Here is a 25118-nt window from a genome sequence, read left to right on the forward strand (position 1 = left end):
GATTTGATTGATATACCAAACCCAGATCAAATTAATTATTAATTCTAATTAGAAAAACATGGCAGGAGGAAAACAAACACCACGTCAGAAGATGATCAACCTTATGTATTTGATCTTCATCGCGATGTTGGCCTTAAATATGAGCAAGGAAGTTCTTGCAGCGTTCGGTATAATGAACGAAAAGCTTCAGACTTCCAATGAAAAGACTGCAGAAAGTAACGATAACTTTTTAGCAAGTCTTGAAACAAAAGCGTCTGAAGATGCTGAGAAATATGGTGAATTATATCAAAATGCCCAAAAGATAAAAAGCTTATCCCAAGAGTATTTTGATTACTTGGAGTCTCTTAAAAAAGGTATGACCGAAAAACTTGAAGATCCCAAAGATTATGCAAGAATGGACAACTCTGATTATTTAGATCAGAAACTTTTCCAAGGAGATAACCTATCTAAGGACGGTAAAGAATTCATGAAAAGAATTAATGATTACCGTACCCAAGTAGCAGCTATTGCACCTGCAGCTTTGAAAGAAGCCGTAAAAACAAGGTTTGCTATCGGAGATGGCAAAAAAGATGATGGTAAAGTTGAAAAGAGAGATGGTACACGTCAAGATTGGATCAACTATCATTATGAAGGGTATCCTTTAGTGGCTTCTTTGGCTAAATTGACATCACTACAAGCAGATGTTAAGGCAACTGAAGAAGATGCTTTGAAATCAATGTTGGAAGGTGAACTTACAAATCAAGTTTCACTGACAAACTTTGCTACTTCATTGCTTGCATCTAAATCTGCTTTCTACAACGGAGATAAGTACGATGGTAAGATCATTATCAGTAAAACAGATAAAACATCAACACCAGTAAAAGCTGAGTTGACTTTGGACGGTAGAAAACTGACTGAAGGAAAAGACTACAAGTTAGAAGCTGGTGGTGTTCAAATGTTGATTGGTGCCGGTAACCCTGGTGACCATGATATTGTGGGTACAATGTACTTTATGCAAGATGGTGAAGAAATTCCTGTAGAAGTTAAAAACTCTTTTGCTACAATTTCTAAGCCTAATGCTGCGGTAATCGCTGCCGATAAGATGAATGTGGTATACCGTGGGGTTGCTAACCCTATGACCATATCTATTCCTGGTATTCCAGATAACAAAGTTTCTGCATCTGCTCCTGGACTTTCCAAGAGAAGTGGAAGCAAGTATGTTATGAACCCAGGTAAAGGTAGAGAAGTAACTATTAGTGCTTCTGGTATTTTACCTGATGGCCAAAGGATTAGTACACCTGCAACATTCCGTATCAAGGATATTCCAAGACCAGGAGGTACTGTTCGTGGAGAAGCAGGAAGTGCTAAAATGCCTAGGAAAAACCTAGAAATATCTACTGTTGGAGCTATGTTGGAAGACTTTGATTTTGACTTGAATCTTGCTGTAAGCGGATTTAAATTTAAAGTGCCAGGTCAACCTACAATAGTTGTAAATGGAAACAAATTGAATGCTAGAGCTAAATCTGCTTTGAGAAGAGCTAAAAGAGGTGAAGCTGTTCAGATATTCGATATCAAAGCATTCATTACAAATAACAAGAGTTACAAGTTGAAGAAAGTTTCTCCTGTTGTAGTGGAGCTTACAAACTAAAAAGTATACATACAGATAATCATGAATTGGAAAAATGCATTTTTAATTGGAGCTTTAAGCTTACTGCCCATTTCAATAATGGCACAGGCAAACATTTTGAATGCCAAGCTGCCAGAAGAAATTGGGAAAAAGACTGAAGCTCAAATAGAGCAGGACAATGACGCACCCTTGGATTATGGATATACAGATGATAGAGATATCCTTTGGTCCAAAACCATATGGGAGGTAATTGACCTAGACGAGCGTGTTAACTTTCCATTGTACTACCCAACCGATACTATTGGTATTGGAGCGGACAGAAGGTCTTTGTACCATGTTTTGATGAAGAACATCAAAAATGGAAACCTGACTGAAGTATATACGGACTCTTACTTTACTGAAAAGCGAAAGTTTGAGGATTTAAGCGCTACATTGAGCAAAGTGGATACCACGGACCTTGGATACGAGCAAATCAATGCAGGAGAAGAACTTTCTCCTGAATTTATCAACCAGAGAGATTTGACTGCTGCTGATATTGAAGAGTATCGTATAAAAGGAATATGGTATTTTGATAAACGTCAAGGAGAACTGAAGTACCGCTTACTAGGTATTGCACCAGTAGCTCCAGATGTAAACTTTGTGGATGATGAGTCTGTAGATCCAGGTGAGAACAAAGTTGAGTTGTTCTGGGTATGGTACCCGGCAGCAAGACAGGTTCTGCATGAAGCCAAGGTCTATAATCAACGTAATTCTGCACGCCCCATAACTTTTGATATGCTGTTGAACGCAAGGCGTTTTAATGCAGTGATCTATAAGGAGGACAATGTCCACGGGGATCGTGAAATTGACGATTACGTTTTCGACAATGCACTGTTCCAGTTATTGGAGTCCAAAAGGATCAAGGAAGTTATCCGTGATCGTGAGCAGGACATGTGGGCTTACTAAGCCTTAATGATTAAATTTTCCAATTCAATTCATATAGACGCCGCACTTTTGTGCGGCGTTTTTTATTTTTCCTCATTAGCCATTTCAGAGAGAGCCAAGAAATCCAATTCAGGATGTTTACTTTTGCCAAATGTTGGATTATGTAATAGTTGGTCTTGGTTTGGCCGGAATCTCATTTTGCGAAATTCTGGAAAAAGAAGGCAAATCCTTTAAGGTAATTTCAGATGATTCTCAACAGGCTTCCCTAGTAGCTGGTGGACTTTATAATCCAGTTATCTTAAAAAGATTCACCATGGCTTGGAACGCCAAGGAACAAATGGATTTAGCCTTGCCATTTTATAAAGGCTTAGAACAAAAATTGGGAGTAAAGCTGGATTACACCATTCCAGTGCTGCGCAGATTTGCATCTATAGAAGAACAAAATGTCTGGTTTGAGGCAGCGGACCGCCCAGGACTTGATCACTTCCTATCTACCACCATTTTAGAAAACAAAAATAAAAGTATAGATGCCCCATTTGGTTTTGGTGAAGTAAAACATACAGGACGAATAGATACCAAGACATTGCTTACATTTTATTCAGAATATCTAGTTAAGCAAGGACTTTTGGTTAAAGAACCATTCGATTTTTCTTGTTTAGAGACATTTGAAGGGCACATTTCTTATAAAACAGTTAAAGCAAGGCAAATTGTTTTTGCTTGCGGCTATGGGCTTAAAAACAATCCTTTTTTCAATTATTTACCGCTAAATGGTACCAAAGGTGAGCTGTTGACCATAAAAGCTCCACAATACAAAGAGAAACATGTAATTAAATCTTCGGTTTTTACTATTCCCCTTCAAGGCGATGTTTACAGAGTGGGAGCAACGTATAAATGGAAAGATAAAACCAATCTACCTACAGAAGACTCCAAAAATGAACTTTTAGAAAAACTGAAGACTTTTTTAAAGTGCGATTTCGAAATTGTTGAACATGTTGCCGGAATTAGACCAACTGTAGTGGACAGAAGGCCATTGGTGGGTGAGCACCCTGAACGTAAAAACCTATATGTATTAAATGGTTTTGGTTCCAGAGGTGTGCTTATAGCACCAGATGTTTCAAAACGGCTTTACAACAAAATTGAAAAGAGTACGGCACTTGATCCAGAAATAGATATCCAAAGGTTTACAAAAAAGTACTACTCCAATTGACCCTTAATGGACTTGGGCTCATACTTAATAAAAAAGTTGATCCAGATATTTCGGGACAAACGGATAATAAAGGGCATAAAAACAATCATGGTAAGCACTATGGCGATAAAGGTGTTTACGAGAGAGGCCCCAATAAATAAAAACGCTATTACAAAAGCAGCAACAGCAAAAGCAATACCCACTCCATAACTTACGTACATGGAACCATAAAAGAACGAGGGTTCAATTTTATATTTGGTGCCGCAATGTGAACAGCGTTCATGCATCTTAAAAATCTGGGAAATAGCATATGGATTATTATTGATATACATGCTCTCTTCATGACATTTGGGACAACTTCCTGTTAAAATACTGTAGAGTTTGTTTCCTTTTTTTAACATTTGCAGCAATTTTGCATAAAAATACGGATTCACCCACATTTGTTTTGTAATTCAGGTCACATAAAATGCTAAACATTCATAACCTTTCTGTCGCTTTTGGAGGCGAATATCTTTTTGAGGAAATAGCCTTTCGGTTAAACGGTGGGGACAGGGTTGGCCTAATTGGAAAAAATGGAGCCGGTAAATCCACTCTACTAAAACTACTTTCTAAAGAAATGGATCCAGACTCTGGGACCATTGCTATGGAAAAAGATATTAAAATAGGGTTTTTAAAGCAGGATATCGATTTTGAACAAGGCAGAACGGTATTGGAAGAATCTTATCAGGCATTTTTTGAGCTTAAATCTTTAGAGGTCAAACTAGATGAGATAAATCAAGAACTGGCAGAAAGAACTGATTATGAAAGTGATGCCTACAATCAATTAATGATTGATTTGACCGACGTCACCCATCGGTATGAGATTCTTGGAGGTTATAACTATCAAGGAGAGACAGAAAAGGTTTTGTTGGGATTAGGTTTCAAGAGAGACGACTTTAACAAAGCCACTGATACCTTTTCTGGTGGTTGGCGTATGCGAATTGAGTTGGCAAAACTATTGCTCCAGAGCAACGATGTTCTGCTTTTGGATGAACCTACTAACCATTTGGATATTGAATCCATTATTTGGTTGGAGCAATTTCTCAATAACTACCCAGGTGCTGTAGTAATCGTTTCGCACGATAAAATGTTTTTGGATAATGTAACCAACAGAACCATAGAGATTTCTCTTGGGAGAATTTATGATTACAACAAGCCTTATTCTAAATTTCTAATACTTAGAAAAGAAATTAAAGAACAACAGTTAAGTGCCCAAAAGAACCAAGAGAAACAAATACAACAGACCGAAAAACTAATCGAAAAGTTTAGAGCTAAAGCCAGTAAAGCCTCTATGGCCCAATCCCTAATAAAAAAATTGGACAAGATTGATCGCATTGAAGTAGATGAGGACGACAATAGCTCCATGAATGTAAAGTTTCCTGTTTCTGTGACTCCGGGCAAAGTAGTTGCCGAACTTGAAAATCTATCCAAGAATTATGGAGAAAAGCAAGTTTTAGAACATATTGACCTTTTAGTGGAACGGAGCAGTAAAACAGCCTTTGTTGGTCAAAATGGACAAGGAAAAACCACATTGGCAAAAATAATGGTGGGCGAACTGGACTATACAGGAGGACTTAAGATTGGACACAACGTACAGATTGGTTATTTTGCTCAAAACCAAGCCGAATATCTAGATGGTAAAAAGACGGTGCTAGATACCATGATAGATGCTGCAAATGAAAGCAACCGCGGTAAAGTAAGAGATATTTTGGGCTCTTTTTTATTTCGGGGAGATGAGGTGGAAAAATATGTTAAGGTTTTGTCCGGTGGGGAACGTAACCGCTTGGCATTGGCCAAAATGCTATTGCAGCCCTTTAATGTGCTGGTGATGGATGAGCCCACGAACCATTTGGATATAAAATCCAAGAACGTTCTTAAAAAAGCATTACAAAATTTTGAAGGAACATTGATTTTGGTTTCTCATGACCGAGACTTTCTTCAAGGACTAACAGACCGGGTTTATGAGTTTAAAGATGGCAACATCAAAGAGTATTTAGGGGACATTGATTTTTATTTGGAACAGCGAAAGGCTGAAGATTTCAGAAAGATTGAAAAGGGTGAAAAGAAAGTTATAGTTGAAAAGGTACAGCTCAAAGAGAATGACTATCAAACCCAAAAGAAACTAAAATCCTTAAAGAATAGGCTAAGTAGTGTGGAAAAGAAAATTTCGCAACTGGAAAAGGATATTGCGGAAATCGATCACAATATGTTATTGGACTATGATACAACCATAGCGGCCCCAGGTTTTTTTGATGACTATCAGGGAAAAAAGGACCTTTTGGAATCCTTAATGGAGGATTGGGAAAAATTGTCCAATGAACTAGAAGTATTGGGCTAGAAGCTACTAAAAATAATCGCTCACCACGCTTTTCGCCTCTTTTACAACATATTTCTCTTGATTCACCTATTTAATTTGTAGGTATTTTCCTTCTATTCGTAATTTGTAGGTAAATTCTTATGAATTGAATTTTCTATGACTAGACTAACCACATTCTTCTTATTGCTTTTTTTTGTGACCAACCATGTCTTTTCCAGTGTTGAAGTTTCACAAAAGGAAAAAAGCGCGCTCATTGACCTTTTTATTAGTACAAATGGTGAAGAATGGAGTGCTTCGTGGGACTTAAATAAACCCGTACATACCTGGAAAGGTGTTGAGCTCAAGGATAATCATGTGGTGGGTATCAATCTATTCAGAAACAATTTAGAAGGTGTTCTTCCAGAAAGTCTTGGAAAACTAAAATACCTTACCCATTTGAACCTTGCTTTTAACAGTATAACCGGAGTTCTGCCAAAGGATATTGTCAAACTTAAAAATCTAAAAGTACTTCGTTTGGAAATGAATCGAATAAAAGGTTCATTGCCATTGGGAATAGGACAACTTCAGGAGCTTCAGGTGTTTTCAATGTTCAATAATTTTTTAAGCGGATCAATACCATCAACTTTCGGAGAGTTAAAGAACTTAAGAGAACTTAATTTATCCAGCAACAACCTTAAAGGACTAATTCCCAATTCCATAGGAAATTTGACCAAGTTAGAGGCATTGGGGCTTTTTGAAAACAATTTGGAAGGGTCGATTCCAGAGGAAATGGGAAAACTTGGTGAACTACGAGAATTGGTACTTGCTAACAACCAACTGGGCGGAGAGATTCCTTCAGAATTTGGACAATTGGCCAGCTTAAAAATACTTCAGCTTCAAAACAATAGATTCAATTCTTATAAAGGTCTAAGAGAGATGGATACAAAACAGTTTTTGGTTTTTGATACTGATGAAAAAACATTAAATCCAAAATTCAATGAAATTCAACTGCAACGCACACGAATGGCGGATACAAAATTTGAAGATGTTGACGAGAATGAGTAGTTAGTTATACTTTAGTTTGTTTGGTTTGGGGATGCAGGCGTGTATCCCCTTTTTTTGTTTAGAAAAACAAAGTTTTCCATAAACAATTTATGAAATATTTAACCATACAACGCTAATGAAGCGAATAGTTTTGCAAAAGACTAATTCATCCTACGCATGCGCAAGCTAATTATTTCCGCCGTTTTTGGCGGACTCATTATTTTTGGATCCTTATATTTTGCAGGATTGATTGCAGGAAGCAAAGACAGTAAAAGGCCAAAACCAGAAAAAGTTATTAAAACCGTTTTTGTTGATACCGTTAAAAATACAGTCATTCCAATTGTTGTTCCTGCTAATGGAAATCTAAAGGCAAAGAGGAGAGTAGAGCTGTTTTCTGAGGTGCAGGGCGTTTTTAGATCTGGAAGTAAATTGTTCAGAACAGGGCAAGAATACAATGCGGGGCAAACACTTATTCGTATAGATGCAAATGAGTATTATGCCAGCGTGCAATCTGCAAAAAGCAATTTGTACAATTTGCTTACCTCAATAATGCCAGATTTGCGGTTAGACTATCCAGAAATATACCCTAAATGGCAGGAGTACTTAAACGGTTTTGACCTTAATGGTACAACACCAAAATTACCCGAAATGACTTCTGAAAAGGAAAAGTTCTTTATTTCAGGTAGAGGGATAATATCAAATTATTACAACGTAAAAAATTTAGAGCAGCGACTCTCCAAATACAATATTACCGCGCCGTTTAAAGGCGTCTTGACTGATGCATTGGTTACAGAAGGTACCTTAGTGAGGGTAGGACAGAAATTAGGGGAATATATCAACATAGGAGTTTATGAATTAGAAGTTTCAATAAGTAAAACCTATGGAGATTTCTTAAAGGTTGGTAAAAAAGTGGCACTTTCCAATTTAAATAAGACCAAGGAATATATGGGAGAGGTTACTAGGGTAAATGGCAGGGTTGATCAGAACTCCCAGACTATAACCGTTTTTATTGAGGTCAGCGGTGATAACCTAAAAGAAGGCCAATATCTCGAAGCCAATTTACAGGCCAAGGAAGAGCCAAATGCAATTGAAATAGATCGTTCGTTGCTATTGGAAAACAATCAAATCTTTGTGGTCAGGGACTCTATCCTAGAGCTTATTGACGTAAACCCCGTTTACTTTACGGATAAGAAGGTGGTTTTGAAAAACGTTCCCGATAGTGAGGTTATTATTGCCAAGGCATTGACTGGGGCTTATGCAGGAATGCTGGTTAAAGTATTTGATGAGGACAAACCAAAAAAGGCCAAATCGTGAGGAAAGTAATATCTTATTTTATTAAGTACCATGTTGCCGTAAATGTAATAATTATTGCATTTTTCATTTTCGGTATTGTTGGAGCATTGTCATTAAAATCTTCATTTTTTCCGCTTACAGAATCCAAAAATGTTTTAATCACTATTGCCTATCCAGGAGCATCCCCACAAGAAGTTGAAGAAGGAATCGTATTAAAAATTGAGGATAACCTCAAGGGACTTCAGGGAGTGGAAAGAGTAACCTCTACTTCTAGAGAGAATAGTGGAACCATCAATGTGGAGATAGAGAAGGGCAGGGATATTGATTTTATGTTGTTGGAAGTCAAAAATGCCGTGGACCGTGTTCCCACATTTCCAACAGGGATGGAGCCTTTGGTGGTTTCAAAATTGGAGCCGGTTAGGCCTACTATAAGTTTTGCAGTTAGTGGACAAAACATTTCATTGAAAACCTTAAAGCAAATAGGAAGGCAAATAGAGAACGATTTAAGGGCTATTGACGGCATTTCTCAAATTACGATTTCTGGTTATCCAGATGAAGAGATTGAAATAGCGGTGGATGAAAATAGACTGCTTGCATATAACCTGTCTTTTAATGAAGTTGCGCAAGCGGTATCCAATGCTAATATTTTGGTTACAGGTGGTAATATTAAGACAAACACAGAGGAATATTTGATTAGGGCAAATAACCGCTCTTATTATGGAGACGAGCTTTCAAATGTTGTGGTGCGCGCAGATGCATCAGGCCGTGCCATACGGTTAAAGGATGTTGCAATTATTAGGGATCGTTTTTCAGAAACACCCAATGCAGCTTATTACAATGGGGATTTATCCGTTAATGTTACGGTAACAAGTACAAATACGGAAGATTTAATAGGCTCCGCAGAAAAAGTAAAGGAATACATTGCAGATTTCAATCAGAAATACACCAATGTTCAATTGGATGTTGTTCGAGATTTATCCAAAACCTTGACGCAACGAACAGATTTGCTTACTGAGAATGCCATTATAGGAATGATTTTGGTACTCGTTTTCCTCTCTTTATTTTTAAATACCAGATTGGCCTTTTGGGTAGCCTTTGGTTTACCGATTGCGTTTTTGGGAATGTTTGTTTTTGCACCAATGCTTAATGTAACAATCAACGTATTGTCCCTGTTTGGGATGATTATCGTAATTGGTATCCTTGTGGATGATGGTATTGTAATAGCAGAAAACATTTATCAGCATCATGAAAAGGGAAAGACCCCTGTCCAAGCAGCTATAGATGGGACTATGGAAGTTATTCCACCCATCCTTTCTGCAATTATAACCACCATACTGGCCTTTTCCATTTTCTTGTTTTTGGATGGTCGAGTGGGTGATTTCTTTAGTGAGGTTTCCGTAATTGTAATTCTGACCTTGGTCGTTTCACTGGTAGAGGCACTGATTATCCTACCTGCTCATTTAGCGCATTCAAAAGCCCTTCAACCACAAAAGAAAGGCCCTAAAACAGGTATAGCAAAAGTGTTTTCCAAACTTCGTATCATAAACAAATTAGGAGATGATGCAATGGTGTGGATGCGTGATAAAATGTATAGCCCGGCTTTACGTTTTGCCTTGGATTACAAACTATTGACTTTTGCAATATTCTTTATGGCACTGACTTTAACCTTTGGGTCTATTGGAGGAGGTATTATTAGAACTTCGTTCTTCCCGAGAATTGCAAGCGATAGGATAGCGGTGGAGTTGTTAATGCCCAATGGTGCCAATGAGAAGGTTACCGATTCAATAATTAGCATGATCCAGGATAAAGCGCAAATAGTAAACGAAGAGCTTACAGATAAATATTTGCTAGGTACTGATAAGATGCTTTTTGAAAACATGCTAAAAAATGTTGGCCCTGGCTCTTCTTCCGCTACTTTGGTAATCAATCTACTTCCAGGAGAGGAGCGTCCAGATGCAATTAGGGCAGATATGGTAACCAGTAGACTAAGGGAATTAGTTGGGCCAGTTATTGGAGCAGAAAGCCTTATTTATGGATCAGGAGGTAATTTTGGAGGCGATCCAGTTTCAGTTTCGCTCTTAGGAAATAATATTCAAGAACTAAAGGCGGCAAAATCTGAACTAAAAACGGCCTTATTGAATAATTCACTTTTAAAAGATGTGGCTGATAATGATCCTGCAGGAATTAAAGAAATAAGATTAGAGCTCAAGGAAAATGCATATTTATTGGGCTTGGACCTACGTACTGTAATGAATCAGGTAAGAGCAGGCTTTTTTGGTGCTCAAGCACAGCGCTTTCAGAGAGGACAGGATGAGATTCGTGTTTGGGTACGCTATGATCGAGAAAATAGATCTTCTATTGCAGATTTGGATGACATGCGGATTGTGGCTCCCAGTGGAGAAAGAATTCCTTTATCGGAAATAGCCACCTACTCAATTGAAAGGGGAGATGTAGCCATAAACCATCTGGATGGTCAAAGAGAAATTCAAGTTTCATCAGATATTAAGGATTTGCAAACAACAAGTGGGACAGATGCCATGACATGGGTGCGAACAGAGGTTATGCCAGATATCCTATCCAAATATCCTTCCATTACTCCTTCATATGAAGGTCAGAACAGGGAAGCAAATAAACTGCTTGATTCACTGACGTTCGTTGGTCTAACGGTGCTCTTCCTCATTTTTGTGACCATAGCATTTACCTTCAGAAGCTTTAGTCAACCATTATTGCTTATACTTTTGGTGCCATTTAGTTTAACAGCTGTTGCTTGGGGACATTGGATACATGGTTTTCCCATCAATATTCTCTCCATGCTTGGAATTATTGCATTGATAGGTATCATGGTCAACGACGGTCTTGTGTTAATGGGAAAGTTCAATATCAATCTGCGGAATGGACTTAATTTTAATGAAGCACTTTATGAAGCTGGGCGCTCAAGGTTTAGGGCAATATTCCTAACATCTGTTACTACAATAGCTGGTTTGGCACCTCTATTATTGGAAAAGAGTAGGCAAGCTCAATTTCTTAAGCCAATGGCCATTGCCATTGCCTATGGAATTGGTTTTGCCACTGTACTTACATTGTTGATGTTACCTTTGTTTCTTTCATTTGGGAATAATGTAAAAGTCCTTGCCAAAAGATTATGGACAGGCGAAATGGTATCAAAAGAAGAAGTAGAGCGGGCAATTAAGGAACAGAATGAAGAACAACATATGCTGGAAGAAGGAATGCCACAACTCAATGGAAGTATAAACCATACAGAACCTAAAGAAGACACTCCAAAAGTTTTAGAAGGAACAACATGATTAAAAGTATATTTTCGGCATTACCTCTTTTTTTATTTGTTTTTATAAGTACAGCAGAAGCTCAAGAGAGAGTACTTTCCAAAGAAGAGGCCATCGATTTAACATTGGAGAATAATCTGGGCATTCAAGTTGCGCGAAACACACAAAAAATTGATGATAACAATGCCGGTATCTTAAACTCTGGATATTTGCCCACGGTTACCGCCAATGCAGGTGGAAGTATTGATAAGCAAAACACTGAAGGTCAGCTTGCAAGTGGAGATACGCGTACAGCGGATGGAGCAGAAACAAGACGCTACAATGCTTCTGTAGATGTAAACTATACCTTATTTGATGGATTAAACAGGTACTACAGCTATAAGAGTTTTAAAGAGCGTTCTCAGCAATCGGAATTAGAAGTAAGGCAGACTATTGAGAATACCATTTTGCAGCTCTTTGCCGTGTATTATGAAGCGGCTCGCTTAACAGAGAACACTAAAAACTTGGAACAGGCCTTGGGAATTTCAAAAGACAGGTTAAAACGAGCGCGATATCAATTTGAATACGGACAGAACACAGGGTTGGATGTATTGAATGCTGAAGTGGATATTAATACGGATAGCATCAATCTTTTGAACTCCAGACAACAATTGAGGAATACAATGCGTGACCTAAACCTTGTGTTGAATCAAGATCTTTCTTCTCAGTTTCTTGCAGATACCACGGTTAATTTTGTGCCAGGTCTTCAAATGGAAAATATGCACAATGAGGCCAAATCAAACAATATCCGACTTCAATTGGTGGAAAAGGACATGAACATTACCATGTACAATGTAAAAGCAGCAAAAAGTGTTTTTCTACCTACAATTGGTTTAACGGGTACTTACGGTTGGAATGAATCAAGCAACAATAGTCCACTTGCATTTTTAATCCAAAATACATCAACTGGTGTTACGGGTGCTGTAAATCTTTCATGGAATCTTTTTGATGGAGGTAGAGGTATTACCGGCATCAAGAATGTGAAAATTGGTTATGAAAATCAAGAATTGCTCAAGAAACAAATAGAGCTGGAAGTGGAGCGTGATATTCGAAATGCATGGGACAGTTATACAAATGCGCTATATGTACTGGAAGTACAAGAAAAGAATTTACAGACCAATCAAAACAACTTCAACCGGACGGATGAACGCTATAAATTGGGACAGGTCACCTCTATAGAATTTAGGCAGGCACAATTGAATTTATTGAATGCAGAGTTAGCGCAAAGTCAAGCCAAATACAGTGCTAAATTGGCCGAGCTGCAAATGCTCCAAATAAGTGGTCAATTGCTGAATGTGGATTTTTAGTTGAAATATGTTCGAACATTTTTTTCAATGCCCATATTGTTGGGAAGAGATTTCTTTTCTTTTGGATACCTCGGTATCACGCCAGAACTATGTTGAAGACTGCGAGGTATGCTGTAATCCTATTGAAGCAAATACGGCTTTTGAAAACCAGGAATTGATACATTTTGAAGCTAGGGAATTGGGGCAATAATTTGTTTACCTTTAAATACAACCTATTCCTATTTCATTTATGAAGCTTTCAAAGCTTATAGCACCTAAGATTTTCCCGATTTTACTTGTAAATTTTATTGGTATTCTGGGGTATAGTATTGTAATTCCTATTCTCATTTTTATAGTGACGGATATGGGAGGAAATGGTTTTATCTATGGGATTTTGGGAGCTACATATCCCTTCTTTCAATTCATTGGCGCTCCTATATTGGGAAGGCTTTCAGATAAGATTGGAAGAAAAAAAGTGTTGGTTGTCAGTCAGCTGGGAACATTCATTGCATGGACGCTATTTTTGTTGGCCTTTATCCTTCCTAAAACAGAACTTTGGTCTCAAAACACAACGTTTACAGGCGGTTACATCATGACCCTGCCTTTGGCGATTATTTTTTTAGCTCGAGTTTTTGATGGTTTTACCGGCGGCAATGTATCCGTCGCCAATGCATATTTATCCGATATTTCCACTGATGAGGATAGAAACTCAAATTTTGGAAAGATGGGTGCCTCTACAAGTTTAGGGTTTGTATTGGGACCAGCTTTTGCTGGGGTTTTGGCTTCTACGGTACTTGGAGAAGTATTGCCACTGATTTTGGCGGCACTGATTTCCCTCATAGCAATTTTTGTAATAAATACCCAGTTAAAAGAGAGTGTGCCTTGCGTTGTAAACACTGGAAAAGTGCGGTTAAGGGCTTTACGCAGATTTTTTCAAGTAGAGCATAAGAACTGTTATCAAGAAGGGGAAATACAGGCCAATCCCGAAAAAACAGGATTTAAGAGGATATTGAAAGAACCCGGTATTCCACTCTTGTATATAGTCTATTTTCTAACTTTTTTGGGCTTTAGTCTCTTTTATGCAGGGCTCCCAATATATGCCAATACTATTTTGGAATGGTCATCCACGGAACTGGGTATTTTTCTTGCGTATTCCAGTTTAATTATGGTTGTGGTTCAAGGCCCGGTTTTAACAAGATTGCAAGGAAAAGTGACCAACGAAAGGTTGATACTTATTGGGTCGTTCATTTTAGCTTCATCCTTTTTACTTTTGTCTTTTCAAAGTTTAATGATCATTTATTTGGCCAACACCCTGTTATCTATTGGCAATGGTTTAATGTGGCCAAGTTTTATGGCGCTATTATCCAAAACAGGAAACTCTAACATGCAAGGGGCCATACAAGGATATGGCAATAGCATGGGGAGTATTGCTAGTATGTTTGGTCTTATTTTAGGGGGTGTTTTGTTTGAATTTTTATCAACTACAGTTTTTGCTATTGGCGGAATAATCTTTTTGATTATCACAGTATTGATGGGTTTCAATTTTGTCCAGGGGCGAAAACAGGTGCAGCTAACCACTTAGCGCTTAAAAAAATATTGCAAGCCTCGGCAAGAAAATTTTAGGCAATTTAGTATTTGGGATTATCATGTCATTTGAATGGTATGGATTTTAACCTCTTTATGCTTTCCTTTTAGCAGAACTTTGCCCAAAGACTTTGAAGAAAAAATGCCACCTACTTTTAAATCTTTTAATAATTCCTCAGAAATCAATATGTGAACATTGTGTTTGTTGCATTCCCCTTGAATTCTGGCGGAGGTATTGATTACATCGCCATGGTAGGCCAGTTCCTTCTTTACAATGCCTACCTCGGCAACCATTAAGACACCCCCATGGAGCCCTGCCTTAAATTCGGGAATTACTCCATACTTTTCCAAGTAGTATTCAGACTTTTCCCATTTTTGTTGTTGAAAGGCAAAGAACAAGCCCACGCAGTTGTTGTTTGCCAATCCTTTTTTATAAGGCCAAGACAATACGGCTTCATCCCCTACATATTGATAAATTTCTGCATCATATTTTGGAACTACGTTGTTGAGGTCATAAAAACAATCTTGAATGAGTTGACTGTACTTAAAATGTCCCAATTGTTCAGCTATTGTTGTCGAATCTTTTAAGTCTAGGAACATAAATATTCGTTTTTCTTCCTTTGGGTTCTTGTATTTCCCGAGCAGCATTTTTAGAAAAACACCCTTCCCAAATTTTTCAACAGCAATCTTGATGAACGCAAAAACCAAAGATAATAGGACCACATAAAGCAGAATTGCCCAAAAAGTTTTATTGGTTCGCCACCAGCCTATTTCATTGTTAATGTTAATCTGGCCAAGTTCGGAAAAAATTTCCAATACAAGGGTGAAAACAAGGATAGTGGAAATAAAATATGTAATTGTTTTAATTATTAAACTAAGCCCAAGGGATACTTTCTTTGAACCAAATCTTTCAAAAATAAAATCGATGGTGGCATATAAAAATCCAATGGCAAGACCTGTAAAAACATGATGTAGAACTATGGTTGACGTGTGCAATTGAGCAAAGTCTCCTGTTACTGAAAATCCTTCGTCATCGCGTATGCCAAAATATCGGAACACCCCAAATAACCCCATCGCTAATGACCAAAATAAAAGAGACTTCCAAAGTACGTTGAAAAAATGTTGAAGGTTTCTGTTCACGGAATTTCATTAAAATATTGTCCTTGTAATTTACCTTATTTAGGACACTTTATGAAGTAAGAACAAAAATTATTGAGAATAGCGGCAAAGGGGATTGGGTTATGGATATTTGGCTAAACCGGATACTCTGTTGATTCTTTCTTTAACTCATGTATTGCACAAGTATAGCCCAGATTGAAGAAATCTTCAAGATGATTTGAATTGAAAATGTTGTATTGTGACAGTTCTTCTGGTTGAACGACCAATTTGCAATGGTGAAATTTAGCTTCTGAATCTTGATGTAACCTCAAATGAAAAGCTCGGTTAATTACCTGGTATACCGATTTGAATTTTTTAATGTTTACCGTTGTTACCGGGCTTACTTCAACACCATAAATTTGATGACACCCATTTAATGGTTTTACTGGAAAGTTATCCATGACGCCACCATCGGCATAAAGCCCTTCTCCAATGGTGACAGGCGTAAAAATACCTGGAAAAGATACTGAAGCCAAAATGGATAGGGTTAAACTTCCATTTTCAAAGACTTCTGCCCTTCCTTTTACCAGATTAGTAGCGGTTACGTACAATTTTTTGCTCAAGCCGTCGAAAGAGTCATGAGGCAAGTACTCCATTAAAATATCTTTGAAGGATGCTGTATTGATCAATCCTGGTTTTCTAAGCGCATATCTTGAAAAGCCAAAAAGTTTTATTTTTTTAAAAAAACCTAAAATATCAATAGGTGAGTAATCAGCAGCATAAAGGGCTCCTACCAATGCCCCTGCGCTAGAACCTGAAATACTATCTGGGAAAATACTGAATTCCTCAAACGCCTTAATGGCTCCTGCTTGGGCAGCTCCCCTGTAACCTCCACCTGAAAGTACCAAACCTATTGCCCTGTTTTCCATTTCAATATTATTCAATATTAATCTATAATATGGCAGACCTGGCTGTTAATATGACACACAGCCGGGGTTCATTTAAAATATCCATAAACGTCGTCTAGTAATATCTCATTTCCTTTTTCATCGATGGTTTTTGTATCATATCGTATGTGCACTTTTGTGCCTACTGGGGCATAATAGTATATAAACCATGCATCACCTTCCTTTGTACCTATACAACCATTGGAATACGCTTTGCCCAAGGTAATTGGATTAGTGGTAGGATGTATCATCTGTCCATTCCTAATACCATTAATTTCTGTTTCAATCCATGGTATAAGGGGCATGAGCGTTATTCTTTCGTCATCTCTTTTGGTGAGATAAAACCTTTTTCCATCTGAAGGATTATAGTAGGCTGGATTTCTTACATGACGAACAATTTCACCTAACCCATGAATAGTTCTCAGATTGGTTATACGGTCTCCCATTGCCAAGTATTTACTTTGGTTTTGGCCAACTCTAATCGGAAATAGATACAGAAGGGTGGAATCTTGATAAATCCTAAGTTTGAATTCTGGAATATTAATGTCTATCACCGTATTTTTAAAAGAATTGAGCAATGATGAAGCTTCGGTGGAGTCTGGAATCTTTAAGGATTGCCCTTTTTTTAAAACCATCAATTTCTTTTGGTCATATACAAAAGAATCCTTTTTGATCATTTTATAGTAATCCGTATTGGCCAATGTATCTATAATAGATGGATTTAACCTTACCAAGATATGTTCGGTAAGCTTATAGTTGACCAGAGAATCATACTTGATCACCAAAGAATCCAAAAACTCAAAGTAGTCCTCTACTTTTACATCCTTTGGCACAAGAACTGTCGTGGAAACGGAACTTCTTCCGATTGAATCGGTTTTGGCCCTCTGTTCTAAGCGTTGAGAAGAGGCACATATGGCACTATGGGAATACATAAGAACAAACAGGATAAAGAGCGGTAATCTCATGGAAATTAAAAGTTTAATTGTTTAAACCTTAGATCTGTAAAAATCGATGGTCACATATATTTAGACAGAAACTTGAAAAACCGCTTTTTTAAATCATTGTAAATATCACGTTGAGTTTCGATTTGTTCCCTAAATTTCGAATGTTGTTTAAAATGTACTCGATCTATTGCGTTCTCGTTAGCCTCAAAATGTTTTGAGATATTGAGTTCGTGCGCGTGAATGTTCTCTTTAAACTCATCTATTTTGTTTTTATGGATATTAAAATGATTTTGAAATTGATCCAACTTTGCCAGCACTTGGTGATCTGTCCATCTTATGACCAATTCATCTAGCCTGTTTTGGAAAGATTTGAGCTCGTCTTTCCAAAAAGCAAGTTCCTTGTTCCACTGCTGATGTTCAAAATGTAGATCTGAATTATATATAGGTTTTGTTTCCATTATTTTTACCTTATTTGTTGATATCCAAGGTAGTTATTAGGTCGTTTCAGGTAAATGACCTAGATCAGTATAGTCATGATATTGGTCATTCTTAAAATTCAACTCAAGCTTTACATTTGGCAGTAAATCATTTCTTTAAAAGCGAGAAGCATGGGACATATACCAAAAGCAGCTTTGCAAATGAGGAAGTTTTTTATCGAAATTGGAGAGCTATCCTATTTTGCGGGACGCTTTTTTAAGGTAGGTATTAGACCTCCCTTTGAGTTTAAGGAATTTTTAAGGCAGTGCTATAATATGGGCAATCGCTCTCTTGTGTTGGTGCTGGTCACTGGGTTTATTATTGGACTGGTACTCACCTTGCAATCTAGACCCACCCTTATTGAATTTGGTGCAGTTTCGTGGATGCCCAATATGGTTGGAATATCTATTGTACGAGAGTTGGGCCCTGTAATTACTGCCTTGGTATGTGCCGGACGCATAGCATCCGGAATTGGTGCAGAACTCGGGTCAATGAGAGTAACGGAGCAAATAGATGCTATGGAGGTTTCTGGTACCAATCCTTTTAAATATTTAGTTGTTACCAGAATCATGGCAACTACATTAATGTTGCCACTTTTGGTGATTTTAGGTGATGCAGTTGCCCTTTACGGATCGGCGCTGGTAGAGAACTTTAAAGGCAATGTCTCCTTTCAACTTTATTTTAACACTGTTTTTGATGCACTGTCTTATGGGGATTTAATCCCTGCGACCATAAAATCTTTCTTTTTTGGATTTGCCATTGGTTTAGTGGGATGTTATAAAGGATATTATAGCAAAAAGGGAACTGCAGGAGTAGGTACGGCAGCAAATACAGCGGTTGTTTTTACTTCCATGCTTCTTTTTGTTATTGACTTTGTAGCTGTCTTTATATCGGATATTTTTTATGAATTGTAATGATAATGGAAAAAGAAATAGCAGTTGGCCCTGAGTCAGTCAAAGAAAAGAAAGTCATTATAGATATTAAGGGACTTTACAAAAGCTTTGGAGAAAACCATGTGCTCAACGGATTCAACATGAAACTTTATGAGGGCGAAAATTTGGTGGTTATGGGAAAATCGGGTTCAGGAAAGTCCGTAATGATCAAATGTCTTGTGGGTTTGATGGAGCCGGATAAGGGTTATGTCTCAGTTATGGAGCATGATATTTCCACTTTGGACCAAGAGTCGTTAGATGTATTAAGAGCGGATATTGGGTTTCTTTTTCAAGGGAGCGCTTTATATGACTCCATGACCGTAAGGGAAAACCTAGAATTTCCTATGAGAAGACATAGAAAGAAGTTGGGAGATATCGAGGATACAACTCCCTTTGTTATGGAAGCCCTAGAAAGTGTGGGTTTAGAACACACTATGGAACTAATGCCCGCAGAACTTTCAGGCGGTATGAAAAGAAGGGTGGCCTTGGCCCGAGCAATCATATTGCGACCAAAAATCATCTTTTATGATGAACCTACCAGCGGTTTGGACCCAATAACTTCTAAAGAAATCATAGAGTTAATGCGGAGCATCCAAAAAAAATACGGTACATCTTCGTTGATCATTACGCACGATGTGGACTGTGCGAGGGTAATTTCAGAACGTATTATTCTGCTTGTGGACGGTGTTAACTATGCCGAAGGCAGCTATCATGAACTTATAAAGTCAAAAGATGCCAAAGTACAGGCATTTTTCAAAAAATAATAAAATGGAAAAAACAACAGTGGAAAAAATAAGATTGGGGGTCTTTGTTATCCTAGGGACCATTTTATTGGTTCTTGGGGCTTATCTTATTGGCAATAGACAAAACCTCTTTGGCAGTACATTCAATATCAATGCAGTTTTCAAGAATGTGAACGGATTACAAAAAGGTAACAATGTTCGTTATTCAGGTATAGACATTGGTACTGTAAATGGGATAAAAATGTTTAACGATACGACAATAGTCGTCAATATGATCATTCAAGAGAAAATGTTACAACATATTCGCAAGAATGCAATCGCAACGATAGGTTCGGATGGCCTTGTGGGGAGTATGATAGTCAATATTGTTCCCGGTAAAGGGATTGGGCTTCCAATCGCATCAGGGGATGAAATTGAATCGTATAGTAGAATTGGTGCCGAGGACATGCTGAGCACCCTAAATGTAACCAATGAAAATGCCGCACTCTTAACAGCCGACTTGCTCCAAGTAACGGAATCTCTTAAAAACGGGAAAGGTACTTTGGGTAGATTGCTCAACGATACTATAATGTCAAAAGATTTGCACCAGACCGTTGTAAACCTAAAAAACATGAGCTCCGAAGCCAACACAGCACTAAAAGAGTTGAATGAAATAATTACACATATCAATTTTGAGGAAAGTGTTGCCAATGTCTTGATAAGTGATTCTCTTTCTGGACAACAAATGAAAACAATAATGACGAACTTGGAGTTGTCTAGCAACAAGATTGCCTCAATTTCCAATTCATTGGATAGCCTTTCTTTAAATCTTTCCAAGGGAAAAGGAACTGTTAATTACTTAGCAACAGATACCATTTTGGTTAATCAATTGGAAAGCACTATGAAAAACATTGAGGAAGGTACCAAACGTTTTAATGAAAACATGGAAGCCTTAAAACACAATTTTCTTACAAGAAGGTATTTTAAAAAACTAAAAAAAGAGGAAGCAAAAACCAAAAATGATTAATTCCTATCTGAACGGGCACCTATATTGTCCCGCGGTTTTCAATTATCTTTTGGTCTTAGAATTTGCTCCAATTCTGATATTATTTTCTCGGTATAGGCTGGAACATTTTCCAAAATAGATTCTCCTGTTATGGCATCGATCTCCTCTATCTTAGATGATCCTTCCCCAGAAGTGGTCAAAACCACAATTTTGTTTTTCTGCTCTATTTTAAGCTTGTCAACAAATGAGCCTACTGCCATTGGAGGTTTCCAATTTTCCCAAGTATGCATTAAAACCATTGCGTCATAGTCGTCCAAATTAACTTTTGCCAATCCAGAGACATCAATTATTCTTATAAATAAAGAATCAGATTCAAAGTGATTTATAATTCCAAAGGTGATACTATCCTTAAATGCACTTCCTTGAGTTGCAATTACAAGACTGCGATTAAGTTCAGGCCGGTTTACGGTTCGTTCCATAACCATTTCCATAGCATATTTGTTTTTGTACCAAGTTCCCAATACAAGTAACAGTCCAATAATAATTAATAAAACAAATAGTACTTTTTTCCACCATTTCATCTTCTGTGTTTTTAACTAGATTAATTCTTACTATGAATGAGATTTACCCAATATTTTGTTGGTCTGGTGTGTTTCCAAATAATGTTCCAATAATTGTTTTAAACTATCCATATACTCTTTCATGATTTCCTTGTCTATGTTTGGGTGGTCCAATGACGGAATGGTCATAGGGTTTTCATCCAAGAATCTATACAATTCCGGGTATTCTGTCTCAATGTGATTTGTCAGCAACATTATTTCGCTCAATAGTTCTTGCATTGTTTTCATAACTATATTTTTTTCAGATATAGCACTCCCGCTAATTAGCACAACTTTTTGATGTCCAAAACCTATCTAAAACCAACCAGTTGTTCAAAAAATATTTGTGCTAAAATTAGGTTTAATAAAATTTTATGAAAATGACCTAAATCAACTGACCCTATATTTTTTAAGGGCTGACCCAGATCATTTCAAAATTTCTTCATTCAGGGTTACTTTGATGTTAAAATCAAAAAATATGTGACAAATGAAAACATTCGTACTTTTTATCGCAGTAGTGTTCCCCATATTGGCCTTAGGTCAATTTGAATCGGATAAGACCATTACCCTCTCAAAAAACATGCAAGATGATGTTTATCTCGCGGCAGAAACTGTTACGATAAACGCAACCGTAGCTGGTGATGTGGTCGCAGCTGGAGGTAAGCTCATTGTAAAGGACACCGTTCAACAAGATTTGATTGTGGCAGCAGGAGAAATATTGGTAAAAGGATATGTCAAAGATGATATTCGTGCCTCTGGTGGAACAATTACCCTTGACAATGTTGTGGGTGACGATGTCATTGTCTTTGGTGGTGAAATATCAATTACGGAGGAAACCGTGATTCATGGTAATCTAATCAGCTTTTCAGGTACGGTAGACCTAGATGGAGAAGTAAAAGGTATGGTAAAAGCATCTGGTGGAGAGTTGAACATCAATGGAAAAATCGAAGAAGGAGCAGAACTGTATGGTGGAGAGATCAAAGTTAATGGAGAGGTTAGGGGAAATTCCAAAATAGTAGCAGAAGAAATTGAAATTGGTGACAACGCAAAATTTTATGGAGATGTTGAATATTGGACTGAAGATGGGGAAGTAGATTTTGGGAATTCCCTTGTCAACGCACAAGCAGTATTTAATGAAGAGTTGATGAAAGATCGGAATGAATTTTCTTGGAAAGCGTTGGGTATAGCAACGCTCGGTTTTTGGATTTTTTACGTACTGTCCGCTTTTTTAGTGCTGTTGTTGCTCAACTGGGCATTCAAAAAAGTATTTGTAAAATCAGTGGGCCGTTTGGATAACGATTTCTGGAAAAGCTTTGGATATGGGCTTATTTATTTGTTCGGATTGCCCTTGTTAATTGTTTTTACCCTTGTAATCATTGTGGGGATTCCCATAAGTTTATTTTTACTCTCTCTATACCTTTTTAGTATTTTATTTGGGCATTTGGTAGCAGCGCTATTGATAGTGCACTATTGGGCCCATAGGAAAAATAAATCATGGGGTTTTTGGTCTATTGTCTTTATAGCACTGGGTACTGCAATTGTACTAAGGTTGTTGACACTCATACCGTTTATCGGATTGCTAATCTCAATAACTCTTTTGGCAGTTGCCTATGGTGTGTTGGCCTTGACTTTAATTCAAAAAAAGAAAATCATAAAAATTGCTGAGTCATGATGTCCTTAAAAGAGTTGAACATTCCGGTTAAGATAAGATTGGATGGGATTTCATTACCTGGTGTCCTGACGATTCCAGAAAATGCCACCGGGATAGTGATTTTTTCCCACGGAAGCGGCAGTAGCAGATTTAGCCCAAGAAACAATTATGTTGCCCGTATCCTAAATGAAGAAGGTTTGGCAACCTTGCTTTTTGACCTATTGACTGAAGAAGAGGATAGAAATTATGAGAATAGATTCAATATTGATTTGCTGACATTACGTTTGATAGATGTTACCCAATGGATACAAGCGTATAGCAAGACTGAAAATTTGCCCATTGGATATTTTGGAGCTAGTACAGGGAGTGCCTCTGCGTTAAAGGCTGCAGCTTTTTATGATAAAGACGTTAAAGCTGTTGTTTCTCGGGGTGGTAGACCAGATTTGGCAATACTGCAACTACAAAAGGTAACGGCACCAACACTTCTGTTGGTTGGAGGTTGGGACCAAGAGGTAATAATACTTAATGAGAAGGCCTACCAAAAATTAGAATGCCACAAAAAGTTGGAAATAATACCAGAAGCCTCTCATTTGTTCCAAGAGCCCGGTAAATTAAAAGAGGTTGCAAGGCATACGGCAAACTGGTTCATCAAATGGTTGTGAACCATAAAAAGGAGACAAAATGTTTGAAGACAGAACAGATGCTGGTATACAATTATCACAGGCCCTAATTCAATTTAAGAAAGAAGATGTTGTGGTATTGGCCATACCCAGAGGCGGATTGCCATTGGGTAGTATAGTCGCAAAAAAGTTGCAAGCGCCCTTGGATGTTGTACTCACTAAAAAAATTGGTCATCCGTACCATCGGGAGTATGCCATTGGAGCTGTAAGTCTGGAAAATATGATATTGAGTAATGCTGTTGGCGTTACAAAAAACTACATAGAAGAGGAAGCACAAAGAATAAGGCAAAAACTAAGAAAACGCCAAAACCAGTATTATAAAAACAGAATGCCAGAAAATTTGAAAAATAAGATAGTGATCATTGTGGATGATGGAATTGCAACTGGCAATACCATATTGGTGACCGCAGAACTGGTCAAGAAACAGCAACCTAAAAAAATTGTGATTGCAGTTCCAGTAGCGTCAAAATCGGCAATTAAAAAAATAAAGTCATCAGGTAACGTTGATGAGGTAATCTGCCTGCAAACTCCTTTCAATTTTAAAGCGGTAGGGCAGTTTTATTTAGAGTTTCATCAAGTTTCGGATAAAGAAGCAATTCAATTGTTGGAAGAAAGTTATGTGAATGGTATATAACATGCAGAATGTATAACAAAAAAAGTCTAATTTAATGAAGACACCAATATCAACATCAAAAATAAAAGTAAAGACATTGCCCAAACGCACTCTGGCCTATGTAAGCAATGTTGGCCGCTATAAAGGTGATAGCGCACTTTTTGAGAAACTATTTACTAAAGTAAGAGATTGGGCCGAGCCAAAGGAATTACTGGCCAGTCCAAAGACTGAAGCCATTAGCGTATATCTTGACGACCCTGATTTAGTTCCTGAAGAAAAACAGACTATACGTGTTGGGTTTACCGTTCCAGAGGGGACCAAACCTGAAGATGAAATACAACTAATGGAACTGCCTAAGGCCGAATACCTTGTTGCTTCCTTTGAAATTCTTCCTACCGAATATGAAGAAGCATGGCAGGAGATAATGGGTTTTATCCAATCAGAAAAATTGAAGCTTGCACAATTAATGTATGAATCGTATAAAAATGACCCTAGAACGCATCCGGAGGGAAAACATATAGTGGATATCTGCATTGCAATCGAAAGCTAGAACAGACCATACCCATCCAATTAAAACTCATAAAAAATGAAAAAATATAAAAATTGCCAAAGCTGTGGAATGCCACTTAAGAAAGACCCAGAAAAAGGAGGCACAAACGCAGACGGTACAAAAAATCAAATGTATTGCAGCTATTGTTATGGGAATGGAGTTTTTACCCAACCGGATTTTACGGTAGATCAAATGAAAAAGTTTTGTAAAGAAAAAATGAAGGAACAAGGGTTTCCCGGGTTTTTAGCAAGTTTTTTTGTTTCTGGTCTACCAAGACTGGAGCGTTGGAAAAACAAATAGTGCCAACCAAAGAAAGAG

Annotated in this window: 25 protein-coding genes; 18 read left to right on the plus strand and 7 right to left on the minus strand. The window is 37.6% G+C overall.

The window, feature by feature from the left end; genetic code table 11:
* Nucleotides 1–58: 58 nt before the first annotated feature.
* From porM to DKG77_RS06015, 3 genes are all read left to right on the plus strand, one after another.
* Complete coding sequence (gene porM / locus DKG77_RS06005; RefSeq protein WP_109661124.1) at nucleotides 59–1627, plus strand: type IX secretion system motor protein PorM/GldM; 1569 nt, start codon at nucleotides 59–61, stop codon at nucleotides 1625–1627.
* A 21-nt stretch (nucleotides 1628–1648) separates the two neighbouring features.
* Nucleotides 1649–2551 carry a type IX secretion system ring subunit PorN/GldN gene (gene porN, locus DKG77_RS06010; protein WP_109661126.1) on the plus strand — a complete coding sequence of 301 codons (903 nt, stop codon included), beginning with the start codon at nucleotides 1649–1651 and terminating at the stop codon, nucleotides 2549–2551.
* A 130-nt stretch (nucleotides 2552–2681) separates the two neighbouring features.
* Complete coding sequence (locus tag DKG77_RS06015) at nucleotides 2682–3737, plus strand: NAD(P)/FAD-dependent oxidoreductase (RefSeq protein ID WP_109661128.1); 1056 nt, start codon at nucleotides 2682–2684, stop codon at nucleotides 3735–3737.
* Here the strand turns inward: DKG77_RS06015 and DKG77_RS06020 are convergent.
* The gene (locus tag DKG77_RS06020) at nucleotides 3725–4117 is read right to left on the minus strand and encodes a DUF983 domain-containing protein (RefSeq protein WP_109661477.1); all 393 of its coding nucleotides are present in this window, start codon (nucleotides 4115–4117) and stop codon (nucleotides 3725–3727) included. The two genes, DKG77_RS06015 and DKG77_RS06020, sit on opposite strands and share 13 nt — an antisense overlap.
* 65 nt (nucleotides 4118–4182) lie before the next feature.
* On the opposite strand from DKG77_RS06020, the gene DKG77_RS06025 reads away from it, so the two are divergent.
* From DKG77_RS06025 to DKG77_RS06055, 7 genes are all read left to right on the plus strand, one after another.
* Nucleotides 4183–6093, plus strand: a complete 1911-nt coding sequence (locus DKG77_RS06025) for an ABC-F family ATP-binding cassette domain-containing protein (RefSeq protein ID WP_109661130.1) — start codon at nucleotides 4183–4185, stop codon at nucleotides 6091–6093.
* A 135-nt stretch (nucleotides 6094–6228) separates the two neighbouring features.
* Nucleotides 6229–7116 (plus strand): leucine-rich repeat domain-containing protein, encoded by an 888-nt coding sequence (locus tag DKG77_RS06030; protein WP_109661132.1) that lies wholly within the window; start codon nucleotides 6229–6231, stop codon nucleotides 7114–7116.
* 156 nt (nucleotides 7117–7272) lie between these two features.
* On the plus strand, nucleotides 7273–8409 hold the full coding sequence (locus DKG77_RS06035) for an efflux RND transporter periplasmic adaptor subunit (RefSeq protein WP_109661134.1): 1137 nt from the start codon (nucleotides 7273–7275) through the stop codon (nucleotides 8407–8409).
* Nucleotides 8406–11693, plus strand: a complete 3288-nt coding sequence (locus DKG77_RS06040; RefSeq protein ID WP_109661135.1) for an efflux RND transporter permease subunit — start codon at nucleotides 8406–8408, stop codon at nucleotides 11691–11693. The genes DKG77_RS06035 and DKG77_RS06040 overlap by 4 nt, the downstream gene beginning before the upstream one ends.
* Nucleotides 11693–13018 (plus strand): TolC family protein, encoded by a 1326-nt coding sequence (locus DKG77_RS06045; protein WP_417935466.1) that lies wholly within the window; start codon nucleotides 11693–11695, stop codon nucleotides 13016–13018. Before DKG77_RS06040 ends, DKG77_RS06045 begins: the two co-directional genes overlap by 1 nt.
* Nucleotides 13019–13025: 7 nt before the next feature.
* Complete coding sequence (locus tag DKG77_RS06050; protein WP_109661140.1) at nucleotides 13026–13208, plus strand: CPXCG motif-containing cysteine-rich protein; 183 nt, start codon at nucleotides 13026–13028, stop codon at nucleotides 13206–13208.
* 39 nt (nucleotides 13209–13247) lie between these two features.
* On the plus strand, nucleotides 13248–14579 hold the full coding sequence (locus tag DKG77_RS06055) for an MFS transporter (protein ID WP_109661142.1): 1332 nt from the start codon (nucleotides 13248–13250) through the stop codon (nucleotides 14577–14579).
* Nucleotides 14580–14641: 62 nt separating this feature from the next.
* Here DKG77_RS06055 and DKG77_RS06060 read toward each other — a convergent pair whose 3' ends face one another.
* The 4 genes from DKG77_RS06060 to DKG77_RS06075 all read right to left on the minus strand — a co-directional run bounded on the left by DKG77_RS06060 (nucleotide 14642) and on the right by DKG77_RS06075 (nucleotide 18028).
* Nucleotides 14642–15721 (minus strand): adenylate/guanylate cyclase domain-containing protein, encoded by a 1080-nt coding sequence (locus DKG77_RS06060; protein WP_109661144.1) that lies wholly within the window; start codon nucleotides 15719–15721, stop codon nucleotides 14642–14644.
* 113 nt (nucleotides 15722–15834) lie between these two features.
* Nucleotides 15835–16608 carry a patatin-like phospholipase family protein gene (locus DKG77_RS06065; RefSeq protein WP_109661147.1) on the minus strand — a complete coding sequence of 258 codons (774 nt, stop codon included), beginning with the start codon at nucleotides 16606–16608 and terminating at the stop codon, nucleotides 15835–15837.
* 68 nt (nucleotides 16609–16676) lie between these two features.
* Entirely contained in the window at nucleotides 16677–17591 is a 915-nt protein-coding gene (locus tag DKG77_RS06070; RefSeq protein ID WP_109661148.1) for a L,D-transpeptidase, read from the minus strand.
* 50 nt (nucleotides 17592–17641) lie between these two features.
* Nucleotides 17642–18028, minus strand: coding sequence for a hypothetical protein (locus tag DKG77_RS06075; RefSeq protein ID WP_109661150.1), 387 nt, complete (start codon nucleotides 18026–18028; stop codon nucleotides 17642–17644).
* A 150-nt stretch (nucleotides 18029–18178) separates the two neighbouring features.
* Here DKG77_RS06075 and DKG77_RS06080 point away from each other — a divergent pair, with 150 nt between their 5' ends.
* Genes DKG77_RS06080 through DKG77_RS06090 form a run of 3 tightly spaced genes read left to right on the plus strand, consistent with a single transcriptional unit; the run spans nucleotide 18179 to nucleotide 20728 of the window.
* The gene (locus DKG77_RS06080) at nucleotides 18179–18961 is read left to right on the plus strand and encodes an MlaE family ABC transporter permease (protein WP_109661152.1); all 783 of its coding nucleotides are present in this window, start codon (nucleotides 18179–18181) and stop codon (nucleotides 18959–18961) included.
* The gene (locus tag DKG77_RS06085; protein ID WP_109661154.1) at nucleotides 18961–19743 is read left to right on the plus strand and encodes an ABC transporter ATP-binding protein; all 783 of its coding nucleotides are present in this window, start codon (nucleotides 18961–18963) and stop codon (nucleotides 19741–19743) included. Before DKG77_RS06080 ends, DKG77_RS06085 begins: the two co-directional genes overlap by 1 nt.
* A gap of 4 nt (nucleotides 19744–19747) precedes the next feature.
* Nucleotides 19748–20728 carry an MlaD family protein gene (locus tag DKG77_RS06090; RefSeq protein WP_109661156.1) on the plus strand — a complete coding sequence of 327 codons (981 nt, stop codon included), beginning with the start codon at nucleotides 19748–19750 and terminating at the stop codon, nucleotides 20726–20728.
* Nucleotides 20729–20766: 38 nt separating this feature from the next.
* Here the strand turns inward: DKG77_RS06090 and DKG77_RS06095 are convergent, their stop codons facing one another.
* A complete protein-coding gene (locus DKG77_RS06095; RefSeq protein ID WP_109661158.1) occupies nucleotides 20767–21288 on the minus strand; it encodes a hypothetical protein in 522 nt (173 codons plus the stop codon).
* Nucleotides 21289–21318: 30 nt separating this feature from the next.
* The gene (locus tag DKG77_RS06100; protein ID WP_109661479.1) at nucleotides 21319–21555 is read right to left on the minus strand and encodes a hypothetical protein; all 237 of its coding nucleotides are present in this window, start codon (nucleotides 21553–21555) and stop codon (nucleotides 21319–21321) included.
* A 238-nt stretch (nucleotides 21556–21793) separates the two neighbouring features.
* Here DKG77_RS06100 and DKG77_RS06105 point away from each other — a divergent pair, with 238 nt between their 5' ends.
* From DKG77_RS06105 to DKG77_RS06125, 5 genes are read left to right on the plus strand one after another with little or no spacing between them, the layout of a single operon-like run.
* Nucleotides 21794–22978 carry a bactofilin family protein gene (locus tag DKG77_RS06105; protein ID WP_109661159.1) on the plus strand — a complete coding sequence of 395 codons (1185 nt, stop codon included), beginning with the start codon at nucleotides 21794–21796 and terminating at the stop codon, nucleotides 22976–22978.
* The gene (locus DKG77_RS06110; protein WP_243414861.1) at nucleotides 22975–23619 is read left to right on the plus strand and encodes a dienelactone hydrolase family protein; all 645 of its coding nucleotides are present in this window, start codon (nucleotides 22975–22977) and stop codon (nucleotides 23617–23619) included. The genes DKG77_RS06105 and DKG77_RS06110 overlap by 4 nt, the downstream gene beginning before the upstream one ends.
* A 19-nt stretch (nucleotides 23620–23638) precedes the next feature.
* On the plus strand, nucleotides 23639–24271 hold the full coding sequence (locus DKG77_RS06115; protein ID WP_109661161.1) for a phosphoribosyltransferase: 633 nt from the start codon (nucleotides 23639–23641) through the stop codon (nucleotides 24269–24271).
* A 34-nt stretch (nucleotides 24272–24305) separates the two neighbouring features.
* Nucleotides 24306–24800 (plus strand): AraC family transcriptional regulator, encoded by a 495-nt coding sequence (locus DKG77_RS06120; protein ID WP_109661163.1) that lies wholly within the window; start codon nucleotides 24306–24308, stop codon nucleotides 24798–24800.
* Nucleotides 24801–24836: 36 nt separating this feature from the next.
* Nucleotides 24837–25100 (plus strand): zinc ribbon domain-containing protein, encoded by a 264-nt coding sequence (locus DKG77_RS06125; RefSeq protein WP_109661165.1) that lies wholly within the window; start codon nucleotides 24837–24839, stop codon nucleotides 25098–25100.
* The last annotated feature ends 18 nt before the right edge of the window (nucleotides 25101–25118 follow it).

Origin of the sequence: Flagellimonas aquimarina (assembly GCF_003149745.1) — a bacterium.
Lineage (GTDB): Bacteria > Bacteroidota > Bacteroidia > Flavobacteriales > Flavobacteriaceae > Flagellimonas > Flagellimonas aquimarina.